The organism is Chryseobacterium scophthalmum (genome assembly GCF_900143185.1).
Classification (GTDB): domain Bacteria; phylum Bacteroidota; class Bacteroidia; order Flavobacteriales; family Weeksellaceae; genus Chryseobacterium; species Chryseobacterium scophthalmum.
On the sequence record NZ_FSRQ01000002.1, the window covers coordinates 916,691 to 928,443 of the forward strand.

Sequence of the window (11,753 nt, forward strand, 5' to 3'; positions counted from 1 at the left end):
TATTAAAACTTATTTAAAATGAAAAAAATTATTCCATTTTTAATGCTTGCATTTGTCAGTGTATTTACTGTTAGTTGTGATAATGATGATGATAATGTACAGTATGTAGATAATGACACTGTTGCAGGAGTTATAGAGATTACTAGAAGTTTCCAATATAATAGTACCACAGATCAACATTATATTAATCAATCAATCAGTATATTACCTTCTGATATGGTTTTGGTATATAGATTAAAAGATCTTTCCGGAAGTAATAATGTTTGGGAACAGATTCCTAAAACTATTTACCTGAACAATGGTAATGAATTAGATTATGATTTTGATTTCACAAAAAATGATGTACAAATCTATATTGGTGGAACTTATGATGTAACTACTACGCCAATTTATTATAATAATCAAAAATTCAGAATTGTTTTAGTTCCTGCAGATATTGTAAATAAAGGTGCTAAAGCTCCTGTTGATTACAGCGATTATAATGCAGTTATCAAGTATTTTAAAATTAACGATTCAAAAGTTACTAAATACTAATTAAGCAGAATCTTTTCAAATTTTTATAATAAAAAAGCGCCGGAAATTTATTTTTCGGCGCTTTGATTTATTTGATTTAAATTATTTCTGGTCATCTAAAAAATGACCGAAGAAATCTTTTTTTGTCTGTAAATATTCTTTACTATTTTCGTTTGCAGGGATTTGCAACGGAACTCTTGAGTTGAGGTTGATGTTGCTATCTTTTACAAACTTTACCTTTTCCGGGTTGTTGGTTAAAAGGTTGATATTTCCTATTTTCAGTTGATTTAGAATTTCGATAGCGATACCAAAATTTCTGTCATCGGCAGGTAAGCCAAGCTCCAGATTTGCCTGTACCGTATCAAAACCTTTTTCCTGAAGAGAATATGCTTTAAGCTTATTGATGATTCCGATGTTTCTGCCTTCCTGACGGAGATAGATGATAAGTCCTCCATTTTCATGCATATATTTCATTGCTGCATCAAGCTGTTGCCCGCATTCGCATTTTTTTGAATGGAAAACTTCTCCGGTAATACATTCAGAATGAAAACGTACATTAACAGGCTGAGAAAAATCTGTATTTTCTGCAACTACTGCCATGTGCGGCATCCAGTCATTTTCATCTTCCGAAAAAGCGATCATTCGGAAATTACCGTGTTCTGTAGGAACATTAGCTTCCGCCTGAATTTTAATCATTGAATTGTTTTGTTTATTTTTTTCCGTTTACAGAATCTTCTATTACGGTAATATTAGTTTTTAGTCTTACCAAATATCTGTTTAATACTTCGTCTTCATCCTTTTTAAGATATTTTCTTAATTTTTGGATGTTTTTGTAAGATTTTTCCAGATTTCTGATGGTCTTGTTTTTACCTGAGCTATTTCCTGCAGCTACAGCATACAAATAATTTTGAAGAGTGTACTTTAAAGTACTTACTTCATCATTTACAGCAGTATTGGTAAATTTAGGAAAAGTAGAAATCAGATTAGTGATCTCTGAGGCATTTACATTTTCGGTAATATTGATGCTTATACTTTTTGAATTTTCAGAATCAGATTTTGCCTCACTTGAGAATGTGTTTGATAAAGGCGATAAATTCAGCTTTTCAGTGGCACAAGAAGTGATTAATAAAAATATTCCAAGAAAAAGTAGTCGTCTCATTTTTGCTCCTTTTGGTAAAGGATTGGGTTAAGACTTTCATCGTTGTACATTTTCATTTGTTTGTACACTTTCATCTTAACATCACCGTTTTCAATATCTGTAAGTAATTGAATAATTGAAGTTGACAAATCTTCTTTCTGAGTAAGCAATACATCTAATTTTGCTTGGCAATTTTGACGGTGCTCTTCAGATGCAGATTCTCTGTTGGCTTCCAACGACATATGATAAACCTTTAATGCCAAAATAGATAATCTGTCAACAGCCCAAGCGGGAGTTTCAGTATTTATTTTTGCATCAGATTTAGGAGTAATATTTTTATATTTATCTAAAAACCAACTGTCTATAAATTCCACTAAATCAGTTCTTTTTTGATTTGAAGAATCTATTGTCCTCTTTAATTGAAGAGCTTCAACAGGGTCTATGTTTTCATCTCTAATAATATCTTCCAAATGCCATTGAACGGTATCAATCCAGTTTTTAGCATACAAAATCCGTTCCAAACTGTCTGTTTCAAAAGGATTTGTTACAGGTGTCTCAACGCTGTCTAATACATGATAATCTTCAATTGATTGGTTGAAGGTTTTCCAGGCAGTATCGGTGAAATTCATTGAAATGAAGAATTATTTAGTTGCTGTTTGAATTATTGTTTGAAGGATTATTCTCCGTAGTTTTTGTTTCCGGCTTGTCTTCTTCTTTAATAGCGTCTTTAAATTCTTTAATTCCAGAACCCATACCTCTCATCAATTCAGGGATTTTTTTACCTCCGAAAAGTAATAAAAGAATGATGGCAACGATAAGGATGTGCTGCCAAGATAAGGCGAGTATTGTTAATGTATACATTTCTTAAATTTTTGCAAAGTTAATCTTTTTTTAATATGAAACCCAACCTAATGGGTCAACTGCATTATTTCCATTCCATATCTGGAAATCAAGCGTATAAGTGCCGTCAAAATCCTGAGCAACTGCTCCTACCACTGTTCCTGCAGAAACCTGTTGGTTCTTAGAAACCGTTGTGCTGCTTAGATTTGAGTAAATGGTAAAATAATCACCATGTTTTATCATTACCGTTCTTGTACCGTCTGCCGAAGGAATGACCTGAGATACCACTCCAGGGAAAACGGCTCTTGCAGAAGTTCCTTTTGCTACGGATATTTTAATACCGTTATTTTCTTCCCAAATCGATTTAAAGACCGGGTGTTGTTGTCTTCCGAATCGATGGGTAATTGTTCCTTGCGCAGGCATAGAAATTCGCCCTTTGTTTGAAACAAAATTGCTTCCTGCAGCTGGAGCAGATACACCATAATTGGTCATTGCTTTTGTTTCAGCCGCTTTTTTATCGCTTTCTTTTTTCTTTTCTAAAGCTTCTTCTGCAGCTTTTGCAGCATTTAATTTTGCTGTTGCTTCTTTAGCTCGCAATGTAGCTTCTTCAGATGCTTTTTTAGCGGCAATTTTTCGGGCTTCATCTTTTGCACTGGCCTCACTTCTTGCTGCCTCTTCATTTCTTTTTCTTTCTTCTTCCTCTCTTTTAGCAACTAAATCTGCAGCTTTTTTAGCTTCTGCTTCGGCTAATTTTCTTTCTTTTTCCAAAGCTTCGGCACGAGCTTTTGCTTCTGCTTCAATTCTTGCTTTTTCTCTGTCTGCAGCGATTTTTGCTAAACGAATTTTTTCCGCTTCTGCTTTTCTTCTGCTTTCTTCTTCAGCTTTTGCAATTCTTATTTCTTCAGCAATAATGGCTCTTATTTGCCCTTCTAAAGCTTTAGACTGAGATTGTTTTTGTCTAAGATCAGCGGTAAGTTTTGTTTCATTTTTCTTGAAATCTGTCACCAACTGTTCTTTCTGAGTACGCTCAACACTGATAGTTGTTAAATCTTTTTTCTGATTAACTAACAGGTTTTCTTTTTCGTTTGCCGATCTCTTTTTCTGTTCAACAGATTTTTTAAGCGCAACGGCAGCTGTTGTTATTTCAGCAGCTTTTTTATCCTGATAATCTGAATATTGCTTTAAATATTGTACTCTTCGTAATGCTTCCCCCAAACTTTTTGATGAAAGTATAAAAGTTACTTTATTTTGTACTCCTTTGTTTTTGTAGGCATTTACCAAAACTTGAGCGTAATTTTTTCTTAAAACTGCAAGCTCTCGGTTTTGCCTGTTGATTTCAAGCTGACGAAGATATATTTCGTCTTCAATAAATCTTTTTTCTTTTTGCGTATTATTATAAACCTTTTCTCTAAGCGCTAATTTTTTATTAACGTTATTCAAATATGAGATAGACAATTTAGATTCGTTTCTTGTTTTTGCCAAATCTGAATTTATCTGAGATATCTGTTTTTTTAGATCAGCATTTTGCTTTTGCAATTGTTCTTTGGTTTGTTGACCATATTGTAAACCGAACAGCAAAATGCCTATTAAAAAGCTAATTTTTTTAATCATTTAATATCAATTTTCTTATAATTGGCTGGAACAGAATAAGGTGTTTCCATCCTCGAAAAGTCAAATTTCGTGTTTTCCATTAAAATCTGGCTTGTTTTAGAACCTTTTATAATTATTTTAACATTTTTTGGTAGCTTTACTTCATTCGGAAAGGTCTCCCAGTTTTCATATACGATTTCAATAGCATCATTGGATTTTACATCTTGTAATTTTACCCAATTTAAATTAAAATCTTCAGTGTACTGCATTTCTACTTTGTATTCTCTTGTAACTTCGTCAGTAACGATCTTCTGGTTTGTAATGGAAGTCAGCTGGTAACCTTCAGAGTTTTTTACAATTTTTGAATTACTGTTGGTGATGTGCATAAATGTACGTCCCATCAAGAGTTTTTCTAAAGTTTTATAATCAATAAAATTAACATTCAAAAGATTATTGAGATAATCAAAATCTGAATCTATGTAATTTTTATTATATCTGTCCATAGCCTTAATTCCTTCCGGCGTTATAATCGCTCTTGCTGCAGGAATGATTAAAAAAGTAATATTAGACCATATTTTTTTATCATTTTCGATGTAAATTGTTGCGTCAAGCGGACTTACCCTTAAATCACTTGCTGTAATTTTACTGCTGATTTTTACATGTTCAAATTTGGGATGTAGAAATATTTTCTCATAAAATGTCAAACGATCCTGAATGTTTTTGGCATCTTTAGGATCATTTTTATCTGAATTTTGTATCTGGATGCTGTCATTCTCAGAAGGATTCTGATTAAGGGCTTTTCTGCTTTTGCAGGAAAGTACAGTCAGTGTAAGAATCAGGAAGATAGCCCAGTTTTTCATATGATGTTTTATTGTTTTTGTAGCGAATGTAATCTTTTCGATTTTATTTGCAGATTTTTAGTAACCTTTTGCAATATTAACGCCAAACCACACAAAATGTTATTGTGTGGTTCTCTCAACGTTATTTTATTTTAAATTTATTTTGATAAAAAATCTAAAACTGAAAAATCTCCTAAAGAAATTTCTCTGGCTACTCCAAAATAATGAGCAGAGCTTCCTATCATTGAATTGGAAAGATTTCCGTGATCAATCACTGTTTTCTCCTGAATCAGCGAGTTGTCAATATTAGAATTGATTACTTTTGTTCCTTTACCTAATGAAACGTAAGGTCCGATTTTTGAGTTTGAAATTTCAACTCCTTCACCGATATAGCAAGGTTGAATAATTAAAGAATTCTGAATATTGGCAGATTCAGGATAAGCTGTAAACTCATCTTTTTCATATTCTAAAATCTTACCATTGGTTTCTACAGTCGCATTTTTGTTTCCACAATCCATCCAGTCATCTACTTTTCCTAAAGAAAATTTAGCACCGGCTTGACGAAGATTCTCTAAAGCGGTTGTCAATTGATATTCTCCGCTTACTTTAATATTATTATCCATGATATGGTTAATTTCAGCCATCAATTTTTCTGCTGAATTAAAGTAATAAATACCAATGATCGCCAAATCTGAAACAAAAGTCTGAGGTTTTTCGATGAAATCTGTGATAAAACCGTAATCATCCAATTTTACAACACCAAAAGCAGAAGGATCGTCTACCTTTTTCACCCAAATTACACCATCAGAATTAGTATCTAAAGTGAAATCTGCTCTGAAAAGTGTATCTGCATAAGCAATCACAACATTTCCTTGCATAGATTCTTCAGCACATTTTATCGAATGAGCTGTCCCAAGAGGTTCAAGCTGATGATAAATGGTTCCTTTTGCGCCAAGTTTTTCTGCTATTTTAAGTAATGATTCTTCTACTTCAGTTCCAAAATCTCCGATAATAAACGCTACCTCTTCAATTTTTTCACCTGCCACTTTAGCAATATCTTCTACTAATCTCTGTACGATTGGTTTTCCTGCAATCGGAATCAATGGTTTTGGAACGGTTAAAGTATGTGGTCTCAATCTTGAGCCCTTTCCAGCCATTGGAACAATAATTTTCATATGTGAATGTTTGTTTTTATTTATAAAGTTTAATTAAGCCCTTCTTAGAATTTTATTAATCATTGTTCTTTCGTTATATGCTAAAAATGCAATAAAGAAAAGAAACAATCCGTTTCCAATTAAATAATTGTGTCGGAAATAATAAAATGATATCATCGAAATCGCAATAGATAATGAAAGATATATTGCTATTTTGGATGTGTTATAATGAATGGGATATTGTGATTTCCCCCAAAGGTATGAAATAATCATCATGCTTGTATACGTGATTAATGCTGCAAAAGCACTTGCCCAATATCCGTAGCTAGGAATAAATGTAAAGTTGATGAAAATAGTAATTGCAGCTCCGATTAAAGAAATATACAGCCCAACTCTTGTTTGGTCTGAAAGTTTATACCAGATTGATAAATTTAAATAAATCCCTAAAAATAATGCACCTAACATTACAAATGGAATGATCTCAATTCCCTCATAGTAAAGTGGGTTTCCCAAATATTTTTCAGCAATCCATTGAAGATTTACCATCAATCCCATGTAAATTAAACAGTTGCAAATCACAAAGATATCCATTAAAACAGCGTAGGTTTTATGATTGTTTTTGTCTTTAAAGCTGGAAAAAAAATAAGGTTCAATTCCTAATTGGTAAGCCTGTCTGAAAACCGTTATGAAAGTTGCAATTTTATAAACTGCTCCATAAACTCCGATCTGATGTTTTGCTTCTTCTTTTGGAAGCCAAAATTTTAAAAACTGTCGGTCTAAAGTCTGATTGATAATTCCAGCTAATCCGGCAATCATTACAGGCCAGGAATAATTCATAATTCTTTTCCAAAGCTTGAAGTCGAATTTTTTAAAGCTAAAATTCACAAATTCTTTTCCAACAATCAATAAAGTGATAATGCTTTGAACTAGATTGGCGATGAAAACATAGCCAACACCAAATTCAGGATTATATTTAATTCCTAAAATACCATTAGGATAATTAGGGAGCCATTTAATGAAAAATACAACAAGAAAATAATAAGCTAAAGCTCCAATTACTTTTGAAAGCATATACTGAATAGGCTTTCCTTCTAATCTTAAAATTGCAGAAGGTATTGTTGCAAATGCATCAATCGAAAGCATAAAAAGAAAAATTACCAGATAATTAACCTGATCCGGAGTTTCGAAAGCATTCGCTAGATCCTGCCTGAAAACATATCCTAAAATTAAATAAATAAAGCCTGTTCCTAAAATACTTAGAGCACAGGTAGAAACCAAAGTTTTCTTATCAATATCGCCTTCCTGAGCAAAACGGAAGAATGAAGTTTCCATTCCGTGAGTCAGAAAAACGGTAATTACTCCGGCAATAGAATACCAATCCACAAAAGGTGATGAAGCTGAAGGTCCGAAAGCTTTTGTTACGATGGGTGCAATAAGAAAAGGGAAGATTCTTACCAATACAGAACTGAGCCCGTAAACAGCGGTTTGTCCAAATAGTTTCTTATACAATTTCAGGTTTTTAAAATGCAAATGTAAATATTAGAATTCATAATTTTCTGATTGATGTTTAAAAATCACTTTGGAAAATATTAAATTTGTGCAATATCAATCTTATATCTAAAAAGTAAAAATGAAAATTCTTATAAAAAATGCTCAAATCGTCAACGAAGGAAAAATTATCAAAAGTGATATTCTGATTGAAAACGATTTGATTTCTAAAATTGATTCTCAAATTTCTGAAGATGCAGACCAGATTATCGATGCTGAAGGAAAATATCTTTTACCTGGAGTAATCGATGATCAGGTACATTTTCGTGAACCTGGTTTAACGCACAAAGGCGATATCGAATCTGAATCTCGCTCAGCCATTGCAGGAGGAACGACAAGTTTTATCGAGCAGCCAAATACGGTTCCGAATACGGTTAAGCAGGAATTGTTAGCGGATAAATATGAAATTGCTTCTCAAAAAGCTTACGCCAATTACGGTTTCATGATGGGCGGAACGAATGATAATTTGGAAGAAGTTTTGAAAACAAACCCAAGAAATGTTCCCGGAATTAAATTGTTTTTAGGTTCTTCCACAGGAAATATGTTGGTTGATAATCCAGAAACTTTAGAAAATATTTTCAGCAATACAAAAATGCTGATTGCGGTTCATTGTGAAGATGAGGCAACGATAAAAGCTAATACTCAAAAATATTTGGATGAGTATGGCGAAGATATTCCTGTGAAATTCCATCATTTAATCAGAAGCGAAGAAGCTTGTTATAAATCTTCATCAAAAGCAGTTGAATTAGCAAAAAAAACAGGAGCAAGGCTTCATGTTTTTCACCTTTCCACTGCTAAAGAAATGGAACTTTTCAGAAATGATATTCCTTTAAAAGATAAAAAAATCACAGCAGAAGTTTGTGTTCATCATTTAACATTTACGAATGAAGATTACGACACAAAAGGTGGATTAATCAAATGGAATCCTGCGGTAAAAACTCAAAAAGACAAAGATGCACTTTGGGAAGCTTTGTTGGATGACAGAATCGATGTGATTGCAACCGATCATGCACCTCACACTTGGGAAGAAAAACAGAATGTATATACAAAATGCCCTTCCGGAGCACCTTTAGTTCAGCATTCTTTGGTGGTAATGTTAGAAAATTATAAAAACGGAAAGATTTCTTTGGAGAGGATTGTTGAAAAAATGGCTCACAATCCTGCGATTTTGTTTAGAATTGAGAAGAGAGGTTTCGTTAAAGTAGGCTACAAAGCAGATTTAGTTTTGGTTGATTTAAATGAAAAATGGGCGGTCGAAAAAGAAAATATCCTGTACAAGTGCGGTTGGAGTCCATTGGAAGGGATGAGTTTCCATTCTAAAGTGACGCACACTTTCGTTAATGGAAATCTGGTTTACGAAAATGGTAAAGTCAACGAAGAAAAATTCGGAGAGCGTTTGCTTTTTGAAGTTGAAGAATAAATATCAATAGGAGCGGGCTTTAGCACGCTTTTTATTTTAATAATAATTAGCTTTAGCTAAAATTTAAATCTCTCGCAGATTAAGCAAATTTTGCAGATGATAATATTGAAGAATCTGCCTAATCAGCTCAATCTGCGAGAGAAATTATCTAACAATTCATTGATTTAAGCAATCACAATACTTTCAATTCCTTTTTCTAAAGCGGTTTCTTGAAGATGCGGAAGTCCTAAACCTTCAGCTCGGAAAACACTCACATCAGTCACTCCAATGAAGCCAAGTACACTTTTAAGATAAGGAACTACGAAATCATAAGATTGGTAATCGCCTTCAGAAAATACAGAGCCACTTGCAACTGCGATATACGCTTTTTTATTTTTCACCAAGCCTTCAAAACCATTTTCAGAATACTGAAAGGTCATTCCGCCACGCGCAATGTGATCAATATATGCTTTCAAAGCTGAAGGGATTCCGAAATTGTAAATCGGAACAGAAATAACAATAACATCCGAAGCCATCAATTGGGCAATTGCATCATCTGAACGTTTTACCGCTTCATTTTGCTCAGAAGTTCTGCTTTCTACAGGAATAAACCATGCATCAACCTGTTCTTCACCCAAATGAGGAAACGGTGTTCTCAATAAATCTAAAGTGGTAATTGAATGTTCAGGATAAGCTTCCTGCAGTTTTTCTTCAATAGCATTTCCTAATGTTCTGCTTGCCGAACCATTTGTTCTCGGACTTGAAATAATGTGAAGTATGTTTTTCATAATGTAAATATTTATTTTTTTGATAAGTAAAAATTTCTTCAGCAAAATTATGTACATTTACTTATGAAAAGTAAGTAGTAAACAAAAGGTTAGTACTAACCTTTTAGTTAGTTTTAAAATTAATTTTTATGGAAAACCCTATCGAAAGTGAAGAAATTGTTTGCAGAGGAAGATGTGGCGAAAGTCTTTCGGCTGTTGAAGATGCCATTTATGTCATTGGAGGAAAATGGAAACTGAAAATCATTATTGTTTTACAGGAATTGGGAAATGTTCGTTTCAATGATCTGCAAAGAACAATTGGCGGGATTTCCGCAAGAGTACTTTCCAATGAATTGAAAGATTTGGAACTGAATGGTTTTGTAAAAAGAGTAGTGCATAGCGAGAAAACACCGGTTGTTGTAGAATATATTTCCACCGATTACAGCAGAACGCTGAAAACTGTGATTATGTCGCTTTCTGACTGGGGCAGAAATCACAAAAAAAATATTAGGGAAGATTCGTTTGTTCAATCTTAAGAGGTTAAAATATCAAAAAAATTAAATCGATTAATTACCAATCGTTGTTTTTTTCGAAATACAAAATGCCGTTTTTAGTTTTAAGAATATCACCGTCGTTTTCAAGATTTTTCAAAATGCGACTCACTACTTCTCGGGAAGTACCTAGATTATTGGCGATTTCTTGGTGGGTTATTCTTAAAGGGTTTCCGTGATTAACCTGTACCTGGTCTTTAATGAAGTTTAGAATTCTTTTATCAAGCTTATAATATATCGCATTATTTACTTTAGATACAATATCGGAAAGCCTGTTTTTGTATTCCAGATAAAAGACTTTGTTGATTTCAGGATATTTCAGAAGCCATTGGTGCAGTTTTTCTACAGGAATCAATATAAGCTGAGAATCTTTTACAGCTACAGAATAAACACTGCTTATATAATTGCTGAAAATAGATGAAAACGTCATAGAGCAACTTTCGCAAGGCTTTACATAATAATGTATAAATTCGTTTCCATCATTCAACGAAAATACTTTTAGAGATCCTTTAGATAAAATAGGAACAAACCTGTTTCTTTGGCCTTCTCTCATAATTTCGTCTTTAGCACCTACGTTTTTTATGAGAACATTATATTCAAACTCATGGAGAAAATCTTTTCCAAGAAAGCCAAACTTTTTTACAATAGTTTTTCTGTACATTAAATTATTTCAAGTATTATTAAATAATAAGCTCCATTTTAAAATTTTTCAAAAATCTATGAAAACAGATTTAAAATGGTTCTGAAGCGACGATTAAAAATTTAGTCGAAAACTTATCCTGCCTTTAATAGAATTACTTTTTTGGAACATTTAAAAAAGATAACTCTGAAAAAAACAATTCGAAATAAATGGTAACATACAATGTGTTTTTATATTTTTAAATAATCATTTTGCAGTTTAGTTTCTGTAATCCTAAAAAAAACTAGCAGTAAATTCTTTTATTTAAAATTAAATATCATCAAGAAAACTTAATCAAGTTTTGATGATGTTGGTACAATCCGTCTAATAAAAGAGATTGCACTTTGTTGGCAGCAAACTGCCTCAATATGGTTAGGTTTTTTGTGGAATAATCTTTAAATCTGTCTGGATGAAAACCTACAGGATCCTGCAACAAATCTGTTACGATGAAATCCTGCTCAGTAAAGAGAAGATCAAACCTTGTTCTAATAGTTTCGGAGAACGCATGAGTGAAAAAGTCATTAAACCCAATATGCACTACAGTCGATTTTTCGTTCAAGATATCGATTGCAGTTAATTCTTTTACAAAAATAATTTTTTTTGGTTGTAATGTTAGCTCTCTTTCTTTATTAATTAATATTTGAGTGCTTTCATAGGTGATGATAATATTGTAAAAATAATTGGAATAATTTTTATTCAAGCTCAAAACGGCTACTTTGAAATCTTTCATATCAT

Annotated in this window: 14 protein-coding genes; 3 read left to right on the plus strand and 11 right to left on the minus strand. The window is 32.7% G+C overall.

Annotation, left to right across the window (positions count from 1 at the left end):
• The first annotated feature begins 18 nt into the window (after positions 1–18).
• Entirely contained in the window at positions 19–534 is a 516-nt protein-coding gene (locus BUR17_RS14480) for a hypothetical protein (RefSeq protein ID WP_074231039.1), read from the plus strand.
• An 81-nt stretch (positions 535–615) separates the two neighbouring features.
• Here the strand turns inward: BUR17_RS14480 and ribA are convergent, their stop codons facing one another.
• The 8 genes from ribA to BUR17_RS14520 form a co-directional block, all read right to left on the minus strand.
• Positions 616–1,209, minus strand: coding sequence for a GTP cyclohydrolase II (gene ribA, locus BUR17_RS14485; RefSeq protein ID WP_074231040.1), 594 nt, complete (start codon positions 1,207–1,209; stop codon positions 616–618).
• 13 nt (positions 1,210–1,222) lie between these two features.
• Entirely contained in the window at positions 1,223–1,672 is a 450-nt protein-coding gene (locus BUR17_RS14490; protein WP_074231041.1) for a hypothetical protein, read from the minus strand.
• The gene (locus BUR17_RS14495; protein ID WP_074231042.1) at positions 1,669–2,280 is read right to left on the minus strand and encodes a DUF4254 domain-containing protein; all 612 of its coding nucleotides are present in this window, start codon (positions 2,278–2,280) and stop codon (positions 1,669–1,671) included. The genes BUR17_RS14490 and BUR17_RS14495 overlap by 4 nt, the downstream gene beginning before the upstream one ends.
• A gap of 16 nt (positions 2,281–2,296) precedes the next feature.
• Positions 2,297–2,512 carry a twin-arginine translocase TatA/TatE family subunit gene (locus BUR17_RS14500; RefSeq protein WP_074231043.1) on the minus strand — a complete coding sequence of 72 codons (216 nt, stop codon included), beginning with the start codon at positions 2,510–2,512 and terminating at the stop codon, positions 2,297–2,299.
• Positions 2,513–2,542: 30 nt separating this feature from the next.
• Positions 2,543–4,102: a murein hydrolase activator EnvC family protein gene (locus BUR17_RS14505; protein WP_074231044.1), complete on the minus strand. Its 1,560-nt coding sequence runs from the start codon at positions 4,100–4,102 to the stop codon at positions 2,543–2,545.
• A complete protein-coding gene (locus BUR17_RS14510; protein WP_074231045.1) occupies positions 4,099–4,941 on the minus strand; it encodes a DUF4292 domain-containing protein in 843 nt (280 codons plus the stop codon). The genes BUR17_RS14505 and BUR17_RS14510 overlap by 4 nt, the downstream gene beginning before the upstream one ends.
• A 137-nt stretch (positions 4,942–5,078) precedes the next feature.
• Positions 5,079–6,095, minus strand: coding sequence for a sugar phosphate nucleotidyltransferase (locus BUR17_RS14515; protein WP_074231046.1), 1,017 nt, complete (start codon positions 6,093–6,095; stop codon positions 5,079–5,081).
• 33 nt (positions 6,096–6,128) lie between these two features.
• Positions 6,129–7,583 (minus strand): lipopolysaccharide biosynthesis protein, encoded by a 1,455-nt coding sequence (locus tag BUR17_RS14520; protein ID WP_074231047.1) that lies wholly within the window; start codon positions 7,581–7,583, stop codon positions 6,129–6,131.
• A 121-nt stretch (positions 7,584–7,704) separates the two neighbouring features.
• Between BUR17_RS14520 and BUR17_RS14525 the strand changes: the two genes are divergently transcribed.
• Positions 7,705–9,042: a dihydroorotase gene (locus tag BUR17_RS14525; RefSeq protein WP_074231048.1), complete on the plus strand. Its 1,338-nt coding sequence runs from the start codon at positions 7,705–7,707 to the stop codon at positions 9,040–9,042.
• Between the two features lie 164 nt (positions 9,043–9,206).
• On the opposite strand, the gene BUR17_RS14530 is transcribed toward BUR17_RS14525, so the two are convergent.
• A complete protein-coding gene (locus tag BUR17_RS14530; protein WP_074231268.1) occupies positions 9,207–9,809 on the minus strand; it encodes an FMN-dependent NADH-azoreductase in 603 nt (200 codons plus the stop codon).
• A 128-nt stretch (positions 9,810–9,937) separates the two neighbouring features.
• Between BUR17_RS14530 and BUR17_RS14535 the strand changes: the two genes are divergently transcribed.
• Positions 9,938–10,324, plus strand: coding sequence for a winged helix-turn-helix transcriptional regulator (locus tag BUR17_RS14535; RefSeq protein ID WP_074231049.1), 387 nt, complete (start codon positions 9,938–9,940; stop codon positions 10,322–10,324).
• A gap of 34 nt (positions 10,325–10,358) precedes the next feature.
• On the opposite strand, the gene BUR17_RS14540 is transcribed toward BUR17_RS14535, so the two are convergent.
• Both BUR17_RS14540 and BUR17_RS14545 read right to left on the minus strand, forming a co-directional pair.
• Positions 10,359–11,000: a Crp/Fnr family transcriptional regulator gene (locus BUR17_RS14540; protein ID WP_074231050.1), complete on the minus strand. Its 642-nt coding sequence runs from the start codon at positions 10,998–11,000 to the stop codon at positions 10,359–10,361.
• 298 nt (positions 11,001–11,298) lie between these two features.
• The gene (locus BUR17_RS14545) at positions 11,299–11,748 is read right to left on the minus strand and encodes a hypothetical protein (RefSeq protein ID WP_143747590.1); all 450 of its coding nucleotides are present in this window, start codon (positions 11,746–11,748) and stop codon (positions 11,299–11,301) included.
• Positions 11,749–11,753 lie beyond the last annotated feature (5 nt).